This window comes from Microbacterium sp. bgisy189 (assembly GCF_057707225.1).
This window is the reverse complement of record NZ_JBYIPT010000003.1, coordinates 62,716-80,485: the sequence shown is the minus strand read 5'-3', so window position 1 is coordinate 80,485 and position 17,770 is coordinate 62,716. Positions and strand designations below refer to the sequence as shown.

Genomic DNA, 17,770 nt, shown 5'->3' with positions numbered 1-17,770 from the left:
CTTCTCGGCTGTGGCGCACCGGTCACACCCGCACGACGTCGGCCGTGCGGTCGCCGATGCGGATGATGTCGCCCTCGATCGTGGCCACCGCGGCGCCGGCCTCGACGGTGTGCTCGACGCCCTCGCGCACGAGCGCGGAGCCGTTCGTCGAGCGGCAGTCGGTGATTTCGAGGCCGCCGGCGATCGGGCGCACCAGCAGGTGGGTCTTCGACAGCGAGCGGCTCTCATCGGGGAGTGGAACGGCGCGCGCACCGGGGTGCCCGCTGGCATCCGGGTTGCGTCCGAGCAGGACCGGGCCGGAGATGAGGATGCTCTCGCCCGTGTCGAGTCGCAGTCCGAACCGCGCCGCGGGCTGCTGCGCGGAGGGCTTCGCGGCGGCGGGCTGTGGTGCCGCGGGGGTGGGTGCGGGTGCCGGTGCGGCGGCGGGCGCCGGCGTCTGCACTGCCGGTGTTTGCGGGGAAGGGGCGGATGCGGTCGGCTGGGGCCCCGGAGCTGCGGCCGGGAGGGTGGCCGGCGGCGTCCACGCGGGCGGCGCGGGCTGTACCGGCGTGCCGTCGACTGCCGGTGCGGCGCTTGCGTCGGGGGCACGGTAGCCGCCCAGCACCGGCTTGCCTGCTTCGGCGGGCGCGGCTTCGGTGCGCGGCGCCGACTGCGAGAGGCCGATTGACGGACGCTCGCGGGACTCGTGCGGGCGGGCGACGCCGAGCACCCCCGCGCTGACCCGCGATCCGGGGCGATACTCGGGCTGCGCGCCGGGGTCGAGCGGCGTGGCGAGCGAGGGCAGTGCGGAGCGCTCCATCGTGGGCTCGGCTTTGACGACCTTGCGGGCCACCCGCATCCGCTTCTCGTCGTACGGATGCAGGCCCTGGCGCACATCGACGAGCCAGACGCCGGTCGCCTTGTCGTGCCAGCCTCGGCCACGCCCGCTCGGATCGAAGGTGGGGGAGAGGATGAAGAGTGCTGGACCGATCGCCGGAACGAGGCCCGAGCCGACGATGATCAAGAACCGCAGCAGCACCGGCCCGGCTCCGGGCCGCTCGAGGGTGCGCACGTTCACCGAGCGGATGCCGGAGATCGCCTTGCCGATCGTCACACCCTTGCGGCCGTGCAGCACGAGCTGCACGATCGAGAACGCCAGCGTGAGGAGCACCGTGACGCCGGCCATGACGGCGGCGAGTACGAAACTCGGATGGTTGACGAAGCCGTAGGTCGAGACCGAGCCGGTCATGAGCTTGGCGAGAAGCGGCATCGCACCGATCCACAGGGGCAGCTGCAGCAGCAGGAACACGGCGTAGTCGCAGGCCACGGCAAGGGCGCGGCGGCCGAACGGGGCATTGAGCAGACCGAGGGCCGCTGCGTACGCGGGGTCCGGGCGTCCCTCTGCGTCGAGTCCCTCGATCGTCCGCTTCTTCTCGTCGATCTCCCAGATCATGCCGTGTGCTGTCTCCCTCCGCGCCCGTCACGCCGACAGCGGCTCCGGTCAACTGTACGGGGTCGGGACGCACCCCTGGCAATGGGGCGAACTGCCCGTTTTCACGGTGTGTCGAATGCACACGACGACGGCCGACGGGAGCCCCCACCCGTCGGCCGTCGTCGTGTTCGTGCGTGTCTACAGGCGCGTCCAGGCCTCCGTGAGGACGCTGCGGAGGATCTGCTCGATCTCGTCGAACTCGCTCGGCCCGATCGTGAGCGGCGGTGCGAGCTGGATGACGGGGTCGCCGCGGTCGTCGGCGCGGCAGTACAGTCCCGCGTCGAACAGCGCCTTGGAGAGGAATCCGCGCAGCAGGCGCTCCGACTCGTCGTCGTCGAAGGTCTCCTTCGTGGCCTTGTCCTTGACGAGTTCGATGCCGAAGAAGTAGCCGTCGCCGCGCACGTCGCCGACGATCGGCAGGTCGGTGAGGCGCTCGAGGGCCGCGCGGAACAACGGTGAGTTCTCACGCACCCGTTCGTTGAGCCCCTCCTCCTCGAAGATGTCGAGGTTCTCCATCGCGACCGCCGTCGAGACGGGGTGCCCGCCGAAGGTGTAGCCGTGATAGAACGCGCGGTCGCCGTGGGCGAACGGCTCGTAGATCTTGTCGCTGACGACCGTGCCGCCCAGCGGTGCGTAGCCGCTCGTGACGGCCTTCGCGAACGTGATCATGTCGGGCTGGTAGCCGTACGCGTCGCACGCGAAGGTGTGGCCGATGCGGCCGAAGGCGCAGATGACCTCGTCCGAGACGAGGAGGACGTCGTACTTGTCGCAGATCTCTCGCACGCGCTGGAAGTACCCGGGCGGGGGAGGGAAGCATCCACCCGAGTTCTGCACCGGCTCGAGGAACACTGCCGCGACCGTCTCTGGCCCCTCGAACTGGATCATCTCTTCGATGCGGTCGGCCGCCCACACTCCGAACTGCTCGAGGCTGTCGGACGGCGCGCCCATCTCGGCGGCGCGGTAGAAATTCGTGTTCGGCACGCGGAACCCGCCCGGGGTGACCGGTTCGAACATCGCCTTCATCGCAGGGATGCCGGTGATCGCGAGCGCCCCTTGCGGGGTGCCGTGGTAGGCGACCGAGCGCGAGATGACCTTGTGCTTGGTGGGCTGACCCTGCAGCTTCCAGTAGTACTTCGCGAGCTTGAACGCCGTCTCGACGGCCTCACCGCCGCCGGTGGAGAAGAACACCTTGTTGAGGTCGCCGGGCGCCGCGTCGGCGATGCGGTCGGCGAGCTGGATGGCCGGCGGATGCGCGTACGACCAGATCGGGAAGAATGCGAGCTCTTCGGCCTGCTTGGCCGCCGCCTGAGCCAGCCGCTTGCGGCCGTGGCCAGCCGCGACGACGAACAGGCCGGCGAGGCCGTCGATGTACTTCTTGCCCTTGTCGTCCCAGATGTGGTGGCCCTCGCCCTTGACGATGATCGGCACGCCCGGCCCGTCGGTCATGACGGACTGGCGTGCGAAATGCATCCAGAGGTGGTCGCGGGCCTTTTCCTGCAGGTCTGCGGAGTCGTATTCGGTCATGGGGTCCCCCAGTTGTAGAGCTGACGGTGGAGCTTGAGGTACACGAAGGTCTCGGTCTCGCGCACGTTCGGGTGCGCGCGGATGCTGTCGTTGAGGATGCCGATGAGGTCGTCGTCGCTCTCGCACACGACCTCGACGAGCACGTCGAACGAGCCGGCAGTGGCGACGACGTACGAGACGCCCGGGAGCTTCGCGAGGTCTTCCGCCGCCACCCGGATGTCGCCGATGACCTTAACGCCGATCATCGCCTGGCGTGCGAAGCCGAGCTGCAGCGGGTCGGTGACGGCGACGATCTGCATGACGCCGGCATCCGTCAGCTTCTGCACGCGCTGTCGCGTCGCGGCCTCGCTCAGCCCGACCGCTTTGCCGATGTCGGCGTACGAGCGGCGGCCGTCTTCTTGCAGCTGCTCGATGATGGCCTTCGAGGTCTCATCCAGTGGTGTCGCGGTGGTTTTCGGCATCGTTATCGTCCTGCCGCAACGGTATCAGTCGCGGTTCATGCCGTCCACGGTGCTTTTCGTCAGCCGGTCGCTCGGCGGCCCCGGCATCCCGGCATGCACCGGATTCGGATCGTGCACGCAGATTCGGGCCACACGGCCGGGTCCGATCCGAATCCGGCGTCATTGTCCGAATCCGGTGCACCGTGCGGACGGCGGATGGTGGCGTCCGCGGGCGCCCGGAACTCAGGCCATGGTGTCGAGGATGCCGGTGAGGTCTTCGAACGTGGTGCGCGGGTTGAGGATCGCGAAGCGGGCGTTCGTGCGGCCGGCGTGGCTCGACGGGGTGACGAAGGCGTGCTGGTCGTCCAGGAGTTTCGACGACCAGGCGTTGTAGTCGGCCTTCTCCCACCCGCGACGCTCGAAGACGACGACGCCGAGCTGCGGGCGGCGAACGAGTTCCAGTTCGGGACGCGTCTCGATCTCGTCGGCGATGCGGCGGGCGAGCTCGATCGACGACGTGATCGCGTCGCGGTAGACGCCGGCGCCGTACGTGGCGAGCGAGAACCACAGCGGCAGGCCGCGGGCGCGCCGGGTGAGGTGCGCGGCGAAATCCGACGGGCTCCAGTCGCTCGTCTCGGTGAGCGTGTCGAGATACTCGGCGTGCTGCGTGTGCGCGCGGCGGCCGAGTTCGGGGTCGCGGTAGATGAGCGCGCACGCGTCGAACGGTGCGAACAGCCACTTGTGCGGGTCGACGATGAGCGAGTCGGCGTGCTCGACGCCCGCGAAGAACGAACGCGCCGCCGGCGACAGCATCCCGGCCAGCCCGTAGGCGCCGTCGACGTGCAGCCAGACACCCTTCTCGCGGGTCACCGAAGAGATGGATGCCAGGTCGTCCACGATCCCGAAATTCGTCGACCCGGCGGTCGCGACGACCGCGAACACGCTGTCGCCGTGCTCGTCGAGCGCTGCACGCACCGCGTCGCCGCGCAGCACGCCACCGGCATCCGGCGCGACCGGCACGACCTCGATGTCCATGACCCGCGCGGCCGACTTGATCGACGAGTGCGCCTCGGCCGAGCACACGACCCGCCAGCGGTCGGGGCGGATGCCGCGGTCACGCGCCGTCTCCCGCGCAGCCACGAGCGCCGACAGGTTGCCGAGTGTGCCGCCCTGCACAAAGACGCCGCCCGCACCGGCCGGCAGTCCGAACTCGGCTGACAGCCATCGCAGCACCTCGTTCTCGGCGTGTACCGCCCCCGCCCCCTCGAGCCAGGACCCGCCGTACAGTGCGCTCGCCGAGACGACCAGGTCGAACGCGGCCGCCGCTTTCGACGGCGCGCTCGGGATGAACGACAGATACCGGGGGTCGTCGATCGTGAGGCACGCGGGCGCCAGCACGTGCTCGAACACGCCCATCGCCTTGCGCGCGCCGATGCCCGCCTCGCTGATCGTCGTGCCGGCGAGCCGGGCGAGTTCGACCGGCGGCAGCGGCTTGTCGAGCGGGTTGTCGTCGGTGAGCAGCCGGTTGCGCGAATAATCGAGCACCAGGTCGACGATCTGACGGGTCTCGTCGGTCACGTCGTGCATGCGCGCGGGCTGCGGGCGCTGGGTCATCGGGTCTCCTTGGGTCACGTCCATTGTGTGGTGCGGGGGGCGTTTCGTCTCGCTTCGCTCGCTCAACGACCGGGGCTTCGCTCGCGAGGCGACCGGCAACGGTTCTGGTCGTTGAGCGAGGAGCGACGCGACGAGACGAAACGCAGACGAGATGGAACGCACACGAAGCGGGTCAGCCGAGTGGCGGAGTTCGCGGCGGGGTGGTGCGGCGGGGACGGAGGGCCTCGAAGGCGGCGGCCAGGCGCAACAGGGCGGTGTCGTCGTAGGCGCGGCCGGCGAAGGTGAGCCCGACCGGCATCCGGATGTCGGCCATCGTGCCCATCGGCACCGTCACGGTCGGGATGCCGAGGTGTCGGATCGCCAGGTTGCCGTTGGCGACCCAGGTGCCGTTGCGCCAGCCGAGGTCGGCGGAGGCTTCGTTCACGTCCATGTCGGCAGGGCCGACGTCGGCGACGGCGGGGAAGACGACGGCATCCAGGCCGAGGCCGTCCATCCACTCCTCCAGGTCGACGCGGCGGGTCTGCTCCAGGCCGCGCAGGCCGTCGGCGAGCTCGGGCATGTCGTCGAGCGCGGCATCCGGATGCCGTCGCACCCACGCCGGGTAGTCGGCGATGTCGTCGTCGAATCCCGTGTAGCGGTCGGGGAGGGCGCCGGGTGGATGCGGGAAGATCGTCGCACCATCGACGTCTGCGAGCGTGCGCAGCGCGGGGTCGCCGTTGGCGGCGAGGAAGTCCTCCCACCCCCACGCCGACAGGTCGACGATCTCGCGGTGCAGGTACTCGGGGCTGACGAACCCGCGGGTCGCGATCGTCGGCGCGCCGGCGCGGTCGCCCTCGTAGTTGCTGATCACCGGAAAGTCGACCTCGACCACTTCGGCGCCTGCGGCTTCGAGGTCGGCGCGGGCCGCCCGCCACAGGTCGACGACGGATGCCCGGGTCTCGATGCGCTCGCCCGTCGGGCCGCCGATGCCGGTGCCCGTGCCGGCATCCGCGTCGTCATTGAGGTACATGCGGGGGATGCCGATGCGTGTGCCGGCGAGCGTCGCGCCCTCGGCCACGGTCGGGTATGACGCCGGTCGAATCGCGGATGCCGCGGGAATCTCGACCCACGGCTGCACACGCCAGAAGTCTCCGCGGGTCTCGGCGTCGTCCGCGACGATCACGTCGAGCACCTCGAGCAGGTCCGCCATCGTGCGGGTGTGCGGCACGACGACATCCATCGTCGGCACGAGCGGCCAATTGCCGCGCACGGAGATGACTCCGCGCGACGGCGTGTAGGCGCAGAGTGCGTTGTTCGAGGCGGGGCCGCGGCCGGACGACCACGTCTCCTCGCCGAGTCCGAACGCCGCGAAGCTCGCCGCCGTCGCGGTGCCCGAGCCGTTGGACGATCCCGAGCCGAACGGTGCCGTGAGGAACTCGGCGTTGTACGGGCTCTCGGCGCGGCCGTAGACGCCGCGCTGCATGCCGCCGTTGGCCATCGGTGGCATGTTGGTGAGGCCGAGGCAGATCGCACCGGCATCCCGCAGCCGTTCAATCGTGAACGCGTCGCGCTGCGCGACGAGGTCGGCGAACGCGGGGGAGCCTGCCGCGGCGGTCAGTCCGCGGACGAGGTAGCTGTCCTTCGCGGTGTAGGGGATGCCGTCGAGCGGCCCCCGCACCTGCCCGCGCGCCCGGCGCTCATCGGATGCGGCCGCTTCTGCTCTGGCATCCGGATTGCGCACGACGACCGCGTTCAGCGCGGTGTCGGTGCCGAGGTCGTCGTATGCGTCGATGCGCGCGAGATACGCGTCGACGAGCTCGACCGCCGTCGTCGTGCCCGCTTCCAGCGCCGCCCGCAACTCGGCGATGGACGCCTCAGTCACCTCGATCATCGCCCTGACTCCCTACCCGCCACCTGCTCACCTGTCACGATCCCCGGCGCGCAACGCCGTTTCGTGACAGGTGAGCGGCCGGCGGTCGTGCTCGCCTGTCGCAATCGTCGGGCGGTGACCCTCGTTCGTGACAGGTGAGCGGTGGGCGGGGTTGACCGGGGCGCGGGGGCGCGGGCGATCACGACGCCACCGCCGGCTGCTGCTGGGTGATGCAGTGGATGCCGCCGCCGCGGGCGAACAGGCCCCTCGCGTCGACGGTGACGACCTCGCGGCCGGGGTAGGCATCGGCGAGGATGCTGCGGGCGGTCGCGTCGGCCTGCTCCTCACCGAACCCGCATGCGATGACGCCGCCGTTGACGACGAGGTGGTTGACGTAGCTCCAGTCCACGGGCCCGTGGGCGTCGGTGAGGGTCGCGGGGGCGGGCAAGTCGATGATCTCGAAGGTGCGGCCCGCGGCATCCGTCTGCCCGGCGAGCTCTGCCCGCAGCTGTGCGGAGACGGCGTGGTCGGGGTGGTCGGCATCCCGCTGGTCGTGCAGCAGCAGACGCCCGGGTGAGGGGATCGTCGCGACGATGTCGACATGCCCGTTCGTGCCGAAGTCGTCGTAATCGCGGGTGAGTCCGCGGCTGAGCCAGACCGCGCGGGTCGTGCCGAGCGTGCGCGCCATCTCTGCCTCGACGCGCGCCCGGTCGACGAACCGATTGCGCCGTGGGTCGAGCTGCACGGTCTCGGTCAGCAGCACCGTGCCCTCGCCGTCGACGTGGATGCCGCCGCCCTCGTTCACGAGCACCGACGAGACGACCTCGGCGCCGACCTCGGCCGCGATGAGCCGCGCGTGGGCCGCCGAGTCCTGCCACTGCGCCCAGTCGGGCGCGCCCCAGCCGTTGAAGATCCAATCGACGCCGCCGAGCGCGCCCGGCCGTTCGTCGTCGACGACGAAGGTGGGGCCGTGGTCGCGCATCCAGAACTCGTCGACGGGCGCTTCGAGCAGCGTGATCTCGCCCGGCAGCATCCGCCGCGCGCGATCGAGCTCGCTCGGATCGACGACCATCGACACCGGCTCGAACCGGGCGACGACGGCGGCGACCGCTGCCCAGGTCGCATAGCCCTCTTCGCGCTCGGCGTCGGTCTCGCCGAGAGTGAACCCCTCGCGCGGGAACGCCATCCAGGTGCGCTCGTGCGGGTCGGTTTCGCTCGGCATCCGCCAGCCCATGGCGTTCTCCCTCGGTCTGCGATAGGTTATTGATCACGCGATCAATACGAGGAGCGTACCGACCAGATGAGCGACACGTCAACCACCCGCCGCGTGCGCAAGAGCCCCGAGCAGCGCCGCACCGAGGTCTCGGCCGCCGCGATCGAACTCGCCCTCGAGTCGGGACTCGACGCCGTCACGCTGCGCGCTGTCGCCGCGCGAGTGGGCGTCGCACCGGGGCTCGTCGCCCACTACATCCCCAGCATGGACGTGCTCGTCGCCGAGACCTTCGGCGAGATCGTCGCAGGAGAGTTGCGCGGTGTCGTCGGTCTTCTCGAGGGTGTGGATGCCGCGCCGCAACGTCTCGGCATGCTCATCGACACGGTGCTCGACGGGTCGCGCCGCGACGTCACGCTCGTGTGGGTGCAGGGGTGGGCGCTCGGTTCGCGCAACGACGCCCTTGCTGCGAGGGTGCGAGGCGAGATGGATGCCTGGCAGCAGATGATCGCGGCCGAGATCGAGCGCGGCAAGCAGGCCGGAGCATTCGGCGAGGTCGACGCCGACGCGATCGCCTGGCACCTGCTCGCGATGATCGACGGCCTTGGCGCCCACGGTCTCGTGCGCTGGCGCGAACACCCCGAGCGCGCCGACCTCACCCGGCGAGTGCTTGCCGGGCTGCTGGGCGTCGCGCCCGAGGCGCTCGCCTAGGTGAACGCGGGTCGAAGCTCGTCGCTCACCGTGTCGATGTTCTCGGGAGTCACCTTCCAGCGCGTGGCATCCGCATCTTCATAGGTGATCTCGAACTGTCCGGAGTCACGATTGAACTGCACAAGCAGCTTGAGCGGCAGCTTCTGATCCGGCGTGTACTTGTCTGCCAGGTACGCCTGTACTGCAGGCAGGATGCCGGAGGGGCGGGAGGCGACGGCCGAAACCGCACCGTCGGGCGAGTAGGTGTAGCCGAACGTGTTGCCCACACGGCCGTCGCGCAACTCCACGACGATCGACAGCGTGCGCCAGCCCTCTGCCGCTCCGCGCATGTGCTCGATCAGCGCTCGGACAAGGTCAGTCGTCGGATCGCTGGGCCGCGACGTCACTCTTCGTCGGGTGTGGGGTTGAAGAACGGATCCCACTGTCCGAAGGCGGGCACCGCGAACCAGTTCACCGACACGTCGACGTCGTTGTACTCCCGCTCCTCGGTCGACGCGGGCTCGCCGGGACCGCGCTTGGTGGTGCGGACTTCTTTGCCGTACCCCTGCGGCGTGAACTCCATGCGCACGTTGCCCAGAGACTCGAATCGATCCAAAAAGCGATCAGCCTCGGGATAGACGTACCAGACGATCTGGTTCAAGAAGAGTCGAGGTGCGCCTTCGCCCGCGTCGGCATCATCGCCGGTCGCGTACGCGCCCCACGAGTACGACGCAGCCACGCTGCCGTTCCGGTCGAGCGTGTGCAGCACCACCCCGTTCGCCTGAGGGCACATTTGGAGGTACGCAGACGGAGCTTCGTCGTCGACAGTTCGGACGATTCCGAACCAGTCGTCACGTCGTGAAACCGGAAGCGCATACCGCTGCATCGCCTCCTCCGGCGACAACTCTTCGGTGAACAGCCCCCAGCGCTTCGCGGGATGCTCCGGCCCAGCACCGACCTTGTCCGTGTAGATGTATCGCTCAGTCATGACACTCTCAGTTGTACACGTTGCCGAGGACGTCTCGGATCACGACCCGGGGATCCTTGCTGTTCGCATGATCGATGATCGTCTGCGACACAGGCGAGTTCTGGACGGGCACCTCGAGGATCGGGGTGCCGTCGAGCACCTCGGTGTCGTTGATCTTCGTACCGGGGGCGTACTTGTTCAGCACTTCGTTGATGTAGTTGATCGCGGTCTCCGGGCGAACATCGTCAAGCTGCGTGTTCTTGCGCGAGACGATCGCCTCGCCCGGGTCGTACGAGTCCACTCGTTTGCCGTTCGCGAGGGTGACCTCGTTCTGCGGGTACCGGTGGTGGTTCTGGTAGTTGAACTGGTCGCCCTCGGCCATGCGCCTGCGCCAGAACGGCAGGTCGGTATCGGCGAGGCGATCGTTGAGCCAATCCGGATTGCGGCTCGGGTCGATCGGCGGATTGCGGCTCGGGTCGATCGGCGGGTTCTGGCCGGGGTTGTTCGGCGTGTTGGGGGCGTTCGGTGTGTTCGGGGCGTCGTTGAACTCATCGAGACTGTGCACACCCTGGCGCGAGGTCACGACATGGTTGTCGATCTTCTTGGCGACCCCGTCCGGGAGCCGCACGTTCATGTCGTCGGCGCTCTTGCGAATCGCTTCCAGTCCATCCTTGAGGATGCGTCCGGCGGTCGTCATCAGGCGTCCCCTCCGAAGTCGAGGGCGGCGACGTCGGCGACGAACGTCGACGTCAGGGTTTGGATGTCTGCACCGTGGATGCCCAGCGAGGCTTGGGCGTCGTCGAGCGCTTGCAGATCCGCGTAGAACTCGTCGGTGTCGCCGACGGTGTTCTCGACGACCGGTGCATCCAAGATCGCGTCGAGCACGGCAGGAAGCTGCTCGGCCATCGGTTCGATGACCATCGGGGCGATCTGGATGATCAGCTGTTCGACGACGATGTCGACGGCGGCGTTGAGCAGCTTCTTCTTGATGAGCAACATCGGACCCGCGCCTGCCGCCGTGAACGGGTTGGTCAGCATCGCGACAAGCGTGATCAGGGTGCTCGTGACGTCGGCGATGACCTTGATCTTCAGGCCGAAGATGACATCCGCACCGACATCCATCGCCGTCGAGGCCGGGGGCATGATGTCGATCAGTTTCTGCAGGTTGGTCGACCGGTTCGCGTTCCAAGCGGCGACGGTCGCGGGGCCGGTCTTGCCGCGCATCGCGTTCGCGAGATCGTTGTTGACGACCCGGTCGACCGCCTGGATGACGCTCTCGAGGTCGTTGCCGTAGTTGCGCACGAGCACGGCCGCCTTGCGGACTTCGTCCTCGTCGATGTCGGGCCACTCGAACCCGAGCTTCTCCATCACCCAGATGAGCTCGTTCGGCAACATCATTCCCATGGCGCGACCCCCCTTTGGATCGACCGTAGATGCATGTCGGCGGAATGAACATGGGGAGTGCTCCCCATGCCCTGCAGCGCGACCGAAGGCTCCGTTCCGCGCATGAGAACTGCAAGCTATTGTCATGATATGAGCACGCTGCAGGTGAGGAACCTTCCCGACGAGCTGCACGCCAGGCTCGGCGAGCGAGCGCAACGGCTGGGCATGTCGATGTCCGAGTACGTGACGCGTGTGCTGCGCGACGACCTCGCGCGCCCGCTCGTGGAGGACTGGGCGGCATCCGCCCGGGCTGCCGGTCAGGGGCGTCCGATCGACGTCGTCGGTGCGCTCGATGGCGTGCGAGTCGAGTACGACCCGAACGCATGAGCAGGCGGGTCGTCGATGCGAGTGCGTTCCTCGACGCGGTGTTGCCGACGGATCGGCAGGACGCGGCCCTCCGCGCACTTTCGGGGCATGAGCTCTGGGCGCCCGCGATCCTCGATCTGGAGGTGACGTCGGCGCTCTGGCGTCTCGCGCGGACGTCGGCGATCTCGCTCGAAGAAGCGGAGCGGGGGCTCGCCCGGCTCCACGATGCGCCGATCCGACGCGTGGACCATGTGGGGCTGGCGGGGGCGGCATGGCGGTCGCGGGAGGCGATCCGGATCAGTGACGGCTTCTATGTCGCAGCGGCGCACGCGCTCGCCGCTGACCTGCTCACCTCTGACGCGCGACTCTCGCGCGCTCCGAGTCTCGGAGTCACCGTCACACTCCTGCGCTGACGTTTCGTCTCGCTGCGCTCGCTCAACGACCGAGAGCGGCGTGCTCCGGTCGTCGAGCGAGGAGCGCAGCAACGAGACGAAACGCTGCGCCGGTCAGCGGCCGGCGACGACGTTCGCGGCGTGCGCGATCCACGAGGTGCGCTCGCCGCCGCGGGCCTCGATGCGGTCGGCGATACCGTAGGCGGTGTAGAGCCCGTGGGTCGCGAGCCAGCGCAGCGGCTCCACCTCCCAGCGGCGGGCGCGGTGTCCGACCCACGGCAGGCGCACGAGGTCGGTGTCGCGGCGCAGCACGAGGTCGGCAAGCGTGCGGCCGGCGAGGTTCGTTGTCGCGACCCCGGTGCCGACGTAGCCGCCGGCCGAGCCCAGGCCGGATGCCGGGTCGAACCGCACCGACGGTGACCAGTCGCGGGGCACACCGAGCACCCCCGACCACGCGTGCGCGATCGGCACGTCGGCCGCTGCGGGAAAGAAGTCGCGCAGGAGCGCCGTGAGCGAGGCGATCGTGCGCTGCTGCGTGCGGCCGTCGGTGTCGACCCGTGACCCGTACCGGTATGGCACACCCCGTCCGCCGAACGCGATGCGGTCGTCGGCTGTGCGCTGTGCATACATGTAGACGTGCGCAGCGTCGCCGAGGGTCGCGGCATCCGCCCAGCCGACGGCCTGCCAGAAGGATGCCGGCAGCGGGTCGGTGACGATCATCGACGAGTTCATGGGCAGCCACGTGCGGTGCTCGCCGGCGAGATCGGCGGTGAAGCCCTCGGTCGCGCGGATGACGGCATCCGCCCGCACCGTGCCGCGATCGGTCACCGCGCGACCCGGCTCGATCGCGTCGACCCGGGTGTCTTCGTAGATCGTCACGCCGAGGCCTTCGACGGTCTCGGCGAGCCCCCGCACGAGCTTGGCGGGGTGGATGCGGGCCCCGTGCGGGTGCCACGCCCCGCCCAGCGCCCCGGCGATCTGCAGCCGCTCGCCGAGCCCTGCGGCATCCCACAGTTCGACGTCGGTGTGCGGCCAGGTCTGCTCGGCGCGGGCGTCGGCCCGCGTGCGCGCCCACTGGGCGGCGTTGCGGGCGACGACGAGCTCACCGCCCTTGCGGATATCGGCGTCGATGCCCTCGGCATCCGCCACCCGGATCACCTCGTCGACGGTGTCGTTCATCGCGACCTGCTGCGCGATCGCGGCATCCCGCCCGTGCGTCTTGACGTACTGACCGCGGCCGCCGGTGACCGAGTTCACGAGCCAGCCGCCGTTGCGGCCCGACGCGCCGAACCCGGCGAAGCGCTGTTCGACCACCGCGATGCGGAGGTCGGGCTGCAGCGTCTTCAGGTAATACGCCGTCCACAGCCCGGTGTAGCCGGCGCCGACGATGCAGACGTCGACGTCGAGGTCACCCGGCAGTGGCGCCCTGGCCGGTGCGACCCCGACCTGCCGCCACCAGAACGAGACCTCGCCGTTGCGCGTCACGCGAGGCTCGACATGACGTGCTTGATGCGCGTGTAGTCCTCGAAGCCGTAGACCGAGAGGTCTTTGCCGTAGCCCGAGTGCTTGAACCCGCCGTGCGGCATGTCGGAGACGAACGGGATGTGCGCGTTGATCCACACGCACCCGAAGTCGAGGTCGCGGCTGAAGCGCATCGCGCGGCCGTGGTCGCGGGTCCAGATCGAGGATGCCAGGGCGTACGGTACGCCGTTGGCGAGCGCGAGGGCCTCTTCGTCGGTGTCGAACGGCTGCACCGTCAGCACCGGGCCGAAGACCTCCTGCTGGACGACCTCATCGTCCTGGTTCACGCCGGTGACGATCGTCGGTGCGAAGAAGAAGCCGCGGTCGCCGACGCGGGCGCCGCCGGTCGCGACGGTCGCGTGCGCGGGCAGTCGGTCGATGAATCCCTGCACCCGGGCCAGTTGGTCGGCGTTGTTGACGGGCCCGAAGAAGACGCCATCCTCGTGCGGTGCTCCCGTCTTCGCGTGCGCCTCGGTGTGCGCGACGAGGCGGCTGACGAGCTCGTCGTGCACTGAGCGGTGCACGAGCACGCGGGTCGCGGCGGTGCAGTCCTGCCCGGCGTTGAAGTACGCGGCCTCCACGATGCCGGGGACGACGGCGTCGAGGTCGGCGTCGTCGAACACGATCGCCGGCGCCTTGCCGCCGAGTTCGAGGTGCACCCGCTTGAGCTGCTTCGACGCGGCCTCGGCGACCGCCATGCCGGCGCGTACCGACCCGGTGATCGCGACGAGCTGAGGGGTCGGGTGCTCGATCAGCAGCTGGCCGGTCGAGCGGTCACCGAGGACGACGTTGAAGACACCGGGCGGGAGGATGTGCGAGGCGAGCTCGGCCAGACGCACCGTCGTCTGCGGGGTCGTCTCGCTCGGCTTCAGCACGATCGTGTTGCCCGCCGCGAGGGCGGGAGCGATCTTCCAGATCGCCATGTTCAGCGGATAGTTCCACGGCGTCACCTGCGCGACGACGCCGATCGGCTCGCGCCGCACGAACGACGTGAACCCCTCGGCGTACTCCGCGGCGGCCCGCCCGTCGAGGTCACGGGCGGCACCCGCGAAGAACCGCAGCTGGTCGACCGACTGGTCGATCTCGTCGGCGACGAGGCTCGCCCGCGGCTTGCCGGTGTCCTGCGATTCGAGGTCAGCGAATTCCTCCGCCGCGTCTTCCAGGGCGTCGGCGAGGCGGAACAGCATGAGCTGCCGCTGCGCCGGCGTCGTCTCGCGCCACGCGGGGAAGGCTCGCTCGGCCGCGGCGAACGCGGCATCCACCTCGTCGGCGGTGGAGATCGGCGCCCGCCCGTACACTTCCTCGGTGACCGGGTCGATGAGGTCCATCAGCTCGCCCGACGACGGCGACAGCGCCCCGTCGATGACGTTGTGCAGGGTGGTCATGTCGTCCTCCTCGGTGAGAGCGGATGCGGACGTGGGTCCGTCTCGTGTCTACAGGGCGGCGTCGGCCTCGTCGAGCACCCGGTCGATGATGTCAAGCCCGCGCACCAGGTCGTCCTCGCTGATCACGAGCGGCGGTGCGACGTGCACGCGGTTGAAGTGCGTGAACGGCCACAGCCCCGCCTTCTTGCACGCGGCGGCGACGGCGGCGACCGGGGCGGCATCGGCGCCGGCGGCGTTGAACGGCACGAGCGGCTCACGCGTCTGCTGGTCGCGCACGAGCTCGATCGCCCAGAACAGTCCGCGCCCGCGCACCTCACCGACCGACGGGTGACGCTGCGCCAGCTCACGCAGGCGCGGGCCGACGACCCGCTCGCCGAGGTCGCGCACACGCTCCAGGATGCCGTCGCGACGGAATACCTCGAACGTCGCCACGCCCGCGGCGCACGCGAGCGGGTGGCCCGAATAGGTGAGGCCGCCGGGGAAGGAGACGGTGTCGAAGTGGCTCGCCACGGCATCCGAGATGACGACGCCGCCCAGCGGCACGTACCCCGAGTTCACGCCCTTCGCGAAGGTGATGAGGTCGGGCACGACGTCGAACGCGTCGATCGCGAACCATTCCCCGATGCGGCCGAAACCGACCATGACCTCGTCGGCGATGTAGAGGATGCCGTACTTGTCGCACAGGGCGCGCACACCCGGCAGGTAGCCGGGCGGCGGGATGAGGACGCCGTTGGTGCCGACGACGGTCTCGAGGATGATCGCGCCGATCGTCGACGCGCCCTCCAGGATGATCGTCTGCTCGAGGTGCTCCAGCGCGCGAGCCGTCTCCTCCTCAGGGCTCGAGGCGTGGAACGGCGAGCGGTACGGGTAGGGGCCGAAGAAGTGCGCGACCGAACCGTCGCCGGGCTCGTTCGGCCAGCGGCGGGGGTCACCGGTCAGCGTGATCGCCGTGGAGGTGTTGCCGTGGTAGCTGCGGTACATCGACAGCACCTTGCGCTTGCCGGTGACCAGCCGTGCCATGCGCACCGCGTTCTCGTTCGCGTCGGCGCCACCGTTCGTGAAGAACACCTTTGAGAACCCGTCGGGCGCCACCTCGGAGATCAGTCGGGCAAGCTCGCCGCGCACGTCATTCGCCATCGACGGCTGGATCGTCGCCAGCCGCCCCGCCTGCTCCTGGATCGCCGCGACGAGATCGGGATGCTGGTGCCCGAGGTTCAGGTTCACCAGTTGCGACGAGAAGTCGAGGTAGGTGTTTCCGGCGTAGTCCCAGAACATCGCGCCGTCACCGCCCGCGACCGGCAACGGATCGATGAGGGCCTGTGCGCTCCACGAGTGGAAGACGTGCCCGCGGTCATCGGCGCGCACGCGCGCGTCGGCGTCGAGGTCGACGGTGGGGGAGACGGTGGTCATGGTGTCCTTCTTCCGGTGGTGCGAAACCGTCAGTGGTTGCTGGGGAAGCCGAGGCTGATCTGGCTCTCGGACGGTTCGGGCCAGCGAGTGGTGACGACCTTGCTGCGGGTGTAGAAGTGGATCGATTCGGGGCCGTAGATGTGCGAGTCGCCGAACAGCGAGTTCTTCCAGCCGCCGAACGAGAACGCACCGACCGGCACCGGGATCGGCACATTGATGCCGACCATGCCGACCTCGATGTCGAACTCGAACTGGCGGGCCGTGCCGCCGTCACGGGTGAAGACGGCCGTGCCGTTGGCGAACGGCGAGTCGTTGACGAGCGCGACGGCCTCGTCGTAGTCGGCGACGCGGGCGACCGACAGCACCGGACCGAAGATCTCGTCGTCGTACACCTTCATGCCGGGCTTCACGTGGTCGACGAGCGAGACGCCGATGAAGAAGCCGTCTCCGTCGAAGGACTGCGTCGTGCCGTCGACGACGACCGTCGCACCCTCGGCGGCGGCGCCGGTGACGTACGAGGCCACCTTGTCGCGGTGCTCGCCGGTGATGAGCGGACCCATCTCGCTCGCGGCATCCGTGCCGGCGCCGATCGTGAGGCCGGCGATGCGCTCGGCGACCTTCGAGACGAGGGCGTCGGCGGTCTCATCGCCGACCGCGACCAGCACAGAGACGGCCATGCAGCGCTCGCCGGCGGAGCCGTAGGCAGCCGAGACGGCGGCGTCGGCGGCGGCGTCGAGGTCGGCGTCGGGCATGACGACCATGTGGTTCTTCGCGCCTCCGAGGGCCTGCACGCGCTTGCCGTGGTCGGCTGCGCGCGTGTAGATCGACTTCGCGATCGGGGTGGAGCCGACGAAGCTCACGGCCCGCACGGTGGGGGAGTCGAGGATCGCGTCGACGGCGACCTTGTCGCCCTGCACCACGTTGAGCACACCCGCGGGCAGGCCTGCCTCTTCGTAGAGCTGCGCGAGGAACAGGGCCGCCGACGGGTCCTTCTCGCTGGGCTTGAGCACGACGGTGTTGCCGCACGCGATGGCGGATGCCGTCATCCACAGCGGCACCATCACCGGGAAGTTGAACGGGGTGATGCAGCCGACGACGCCGACGGGCTGCTTGACGGAGTGCACGTCGACGCCGCGCGAGACCTGCTCGGCGCGCTCACCCTTCAGCAGGTGCACGAGGCCGGCGGCGAACTCGACGTTCTCGATGCCGCGGCTGATCTCGCCCTTCGCGTCGGAGAGCACCTTGCCGTGCTCACTCGTGATGATGGCGGCGAGGTCGTCGGCGCGCTCCACGAGCAGCTGGCGCAGTCGGAAGAACACGTCGGCACGCTTGATCAGGCTCGTCGCGCGCCACGCCGGGAGGGCTGCTGCGGCGGCGGCGATGGCGGCATCCGTCTCGTCCTTCGACGCGAACGCGACCTCGTGCTGCACGACGCCGGTCGCGGGGTCGTACACCTTGCCGGTGCGCTCGGCCGAACCGGACTCGGCGCCCGCGATGTGGTGGCGAATGAGGGCCATGGATGCTCCTGTGGGGGTCTTCGGGGCGACT

General features: G+C 69.4%; 17 protein-coding genes. 3 read left to right on the top strand and 14 right to left on the bottom strand.

All coding sequences use genetic code 11. The annotated features are described in order from the left end of the window. Positions 1-22: 22 nt before the first annotated feature. The 6 genes from AC3ENX_RS05690 to AC3ENX_RS05665 all read right to left on the bottom strand — a co-directional run bounded on the left by AC3ENX_RS05690 (position 23) and on the right by AC3ENX_RS05665 (position 8,132). The gene (locus tag AC3ENX_RS05690) at positions 23-1,432 is read right to left on the bottom strand and encodes an RDD family protein (protein WP_434810890.1); all 1,410 of its coding nucleotides are present in this window, start codon (positions 1,430-1,432) and stop codon (positions 23-25) included. A gap of 177 nt (positions 1,433-1,609) precedes the next feature. Then, positions 1,610-2,995 carry an aspartate aminotransferase family protein gene (locus AC3ENX_RS05685; RefSeq protein WP_434810889.1) on the bottom strand — a complete coding sequence of 462 codons (1,386 nt, stop codon included), beginning with the start codon at positions 2,993-2,995 and terminating at the stop codon, positions 1,610-1,612. Beyond that, complete coding sequence (locus tag AC3ENX_RS05680) at positions 2,992-3,456, bottom strand: Lrp/AsnC family transcriptional regulator (RefSeq protein ID WP_434810888.1); 465 nt, start codon at positions 3,454-3,456, stop codon at positions 2,992-2,994. The genes AC3ENX_RS05685 and AC3ENX_RS05680 overlap by 4 nt, the downstream gene beginning before the upstream one ends. A gap of 222 nt (positions 3,457-3,678) precedes the next feature. After that, on the bottom strand, positions 3,679-5,049 hold the full coding sequence (locus AC3ENX_RS05675; protein ID WP_434810887.1) for a pyridoxal phosphate-dependent decarboxylase family protein: 1,371 nt from the start codon (positions 5,047-5,049) through the stop codon (positions 3,679-3,681). 172 nt (positions 5,050-5,221) lie between these two features. Then, on the bottom strand, positions 5,222-6,919 hold the full coding sequence (locus tag AC3ENX_RS05670) for an amidase (RefSeq protein WP_434810886.1): 1,698 nt from the start codon (positions 6,917-6,919) through the stop codon (positions 5,222-5,224). A gap of 178 nt (positions 6,920-7,097) precedes the next feature. Then, positions 7,098-8,132, bottom strand: coding sequence for an agmatine deiminase family protein (locus AC3ENX_RS05665; RefSeq protein ID WP_434810885.1), 1,035 nt, complete (start codon positions 8,130-8,132; stop codon positions 7,098-7,100). A gap of 66 nt (positions 8,133-8,198) precedes the next feature. Here AC3ENX_RS05665 and AC3ENX_RS05660 point away from each other — a divergent pair, with 66 nt between their 5' ends. After that, positions 8,199-8,819: a TetR/AcrR family transcriptional regulator gene (locus tag AC3ENX_RS05660; protein ID WP_434810884.1), complete on the top strand. Its 621-nt coding sequence runs from the start codon at positions 8,199-8,201 to the stop codon at positions 8,817-8,819. On the opposite strand, the gene AC3ENX_RS05655 is transcribed toward AC3ENX_RS05660, so the two are convergent. From AC3ENX_RS05655 to AC3ENX_RS05640, 4 genes are read right to left on the bottom strand one after another with little or no spacing between them, the layout of a single operon-like run. Continuing rightward, a complete protein-coding gene (locus AC3ENX_RS05655; RefSeq protein ID WP_434810883.1) occupies positions 8,816-9,148 on the bottom strand; it encodes a hypothetical protein in 333 nt (110 codons plus the stop codon). The genes AC3ENX_RS05660 and AC3ENX_RS05655 overlap by 4 nt on opposite strands. Positions 9,149-9,201: 53 nt before the next feature. Beyond that, positions 9,202-9,786: a hypothetical protein gene (locus AC3ENX_RS05650; RefSeq protein WP_434810882.1), complete on the bottom strand. Its 585-nt coding sequence runs from the start codon at positions 9,784-9,786 to the stop codon at positions 9,202-9,204. A gap of 7 nt (positions 9,787-9,793) precedes the next feature. Continuing rightward, complete coding sequence (locus AC3ENX_RS05645) at positions 9,794-10,462, bottom strand: hypothetical protein (protein ID WP_434810881.1); 669 nt, start codon at positions 10,460-10,462, stop codon at positions 9,794-9,796. Beyond that, a complete protein-coding gene (locus AC3ENX_RS05640) occupies positions 10,462-11,169 on the bottom strand; it encodes a WXG100-like domain-containing protein (protein WP_434810880.1) in 708 nt (235 codons plus the stop codon). The genes AC3ENX_RS05645 and AC3ENX_RS05640 overlap by 1 nt, the downstream gene beginning before the upstream one ends. 129 nt (positions 11,170-11,298) lie before the next feature. Between AC3ENX_RS05640 and AC3ENX_RS05635 the strand changes: the two genes are divergently transcribed. Further along, entirely contained in the window at positions 11,299-11,535 is a 237-nt protein-coding gene (locus AC3ENX_RS05635; RefSeq protein ID WP_434810879.1) for a FitA-like ribbon-helix-helix domain-containing protein, read from the top strand. Beyond that, positions 11,532-11,927, top strand: coding sequence for a type II toxin-antitoxin system VapC family toxin (locus tag AC3ENX_RS05630; protein WP_434810878.1), 396 nt, complete (start codon positions 11,532-11,534; stop codon positions 11,925-11,927). Before AC3ENX_RS05635 ends, AC3ENX_RS05630 begins: the two co-directional genes overlap by 4 nt. Before the next feature lie 93 nt (positions 11,928-12,020). On the opposite strand, the gene AC3ENX_RS05625 is transcribed toward AC3ENX_RS05630, so the two are convergent. Genes AC3ENX_RS05625 through AC3ENX_RS05610 form a run of 4 tightly spaced genes read right to left on the bottom strand, consistent with a single transcriptional unit; the run spans position 12,021 to position 17,739 of the window. Then, the gene (locus tag AC3ENX_RS05625) at positions 12,021-13,391 is read right to left on the bottom strand and encodes an NAD(P)/FAD-dependent oxidoreductase (RefSeq protein ID WP_434810877.1); all 1,371 of its coding nucleotides are present in this window, start codon (positions 13,389-13,391) and stop codon (positions 12,021-12,023) included. Then, the gene (locus tag AC3ENX_RS05620) at positions 13,388-14,812 is read right to left on the bottom strand and encodes a gamma-aminobutyraldehyde dehydrogenase (RefSeq protein WP_434810876.1); all 1,425 of its coding nucleotides are present in this window, start codon (positions 14,810-14,812) and stop codon (positions 13,388-13,390) included. The genes AC3ENX_RS05625 and AC3ENX_RS05620 overlap by 4 nt, the downstream gene beginning before the upstream one ends. Positions 14,813-14,860: 48 nt before the next feature. Further along, positions 14,861-16,222, bottom strand: coding sequence for an aspartate aminotransferase family protein (locus AC3ENX_RS05615; RefSeq protein WP_434810875.1), 1,362 nt, complete (start codon positions 16,220-16,222; stop codon positions 14,861-14,863). A 29-nt stretch (positions 16,223-16,251) separates the two neighbouring features. After that, on the bottom strand, positions 16,252-17,739 hold the full coding sequence (locus AC3ENX_RS05610) for a CoA-acylating methylmalonate-semialdehyde dehydrogenase (protein ID WP_434810874.1): 1,488 nt from the start codon (positions 17,737-17,739) through the stop codon (positions 16,252-16,254). Between the last annotated feature and the right edge of the window lie 31 nt (positions 17,740-17,770).

Bases quoted from the DNA above. Each gene is read 5' to 3' on its own strand.
- AC3ENX_RS05690 (WP_434810890.1), bottom strand. From the start codon at position 1,432: ATGATCTGGGAGATCGACGAGAAGAAGCGGACGATCGAGGGACTCGAC.
- AC3ENX_RS05685 (WP_434810889.1), bottom strand. From the start codon at position 2,995: ATGACCGAATACGACTCCGCAGACCTGCAGGAAAAGGCCCGCGACCAC.
- AC3ENX_RS05680 (WP_434810888.1), bottom strand. From the start codon at position 3,456: ATGCCGAAAACCACCGCGACACCACTGGATGAGACCTCGAAGGCCATC.
- AC3ENX_RS05675 (WP_434810887.1), bottom strand. From the start codon at position 5,049: ATGACCCAGCGCCCGCAGCCCGCGCGCATGCACGACGTGACCGACGAG.
- AC3ENX_RS05670 (WP_434810886.1), bottom strand. From the start codon at position 6,919: ATGATCGAGGTGACTGAGGCGTCCATCGCCGAGTTGCGGGCGGCGCTG.
- AC3ENX_RS05665 (WP_434810885.1), bottom strand. From the start codon at position 8,132: ATGGGCTGGCGGATGCCGAGCGAAACCGACCCGCACGAGCGCACCTGG.
- AC3ENX_RS05660 (WP_434810884.1), top strand. From the start codon at position 8,199: ATGAGCGACACGTCAACCACCCGCCGCGTGCGCAAGAGCCCCGAGCAG.
- AC3ENX_RS05655 (WP_434810883.1), bottom strand. From the start codon at position 9,148: ATGCGCGGAGCGGCAGAGGGCTGGCGCACGCTGTCGATCGTCGTGGAG.
- AC3ENX_RS05650 (WP_434810882.1), bottom strand. From the start codon at position 9,786: ATGACTGAGCGATACATCTACACGGACAAGGTCGGTGCTGGGCCGGAG.
- AC3ENX_RS05645 (WP_434810881.1), bottom strand. From the start codon at position 10,462: ATGACGACCGCCGGACGCATCCTCAAGGATGGACTGGAAGCGATTCGC.
- AC3ENX_RS05640 (WP_434810880.1), bottom strand. From the start codon at position 11,169: ATGGGAATGATGTTGCCGAACGAGCTCATCTGGGTGATGGAGAAGCTC.
- AC3ENX_RS05635 (WP_434810879.1), top strand. From the start codon at position 11,299: ATGAGCACGCTGCAGGTGAGGAACCTTCCCGACGAGCTGCACGCCAGG.
- AC3ENX_RS05630 (WP_434810878.1), top strand. From the start codon at position 11,532: ATGAGCAGGCGGGTCGTCGATGCGAGTGCGTTCCTCGACGCGGTGTTG.
- AC3ENX_RS05620 (WP_434810876.1), bottom strand. From the start codon at position 14,812: ATGACCACCCTGCACAACGTCATCGACGGGGCGCTGTCGCCGTCGTCG.
- AC3ENX_RS05615 (WP_434810875.1), bottom strand. From the start codon at position 16,222: ATGACCACCGTCTCCCCCACCGTCGACCTCGACGCCGACGCGCGCGTG.
- AC3ENX_RS05610 (WP_434810874.1), bottom strand. From the start codon at position 17,739: ATGGCCCTCATTCGCCACCACATCGCGGGCGCCGAGTCCGGTTCGGCC.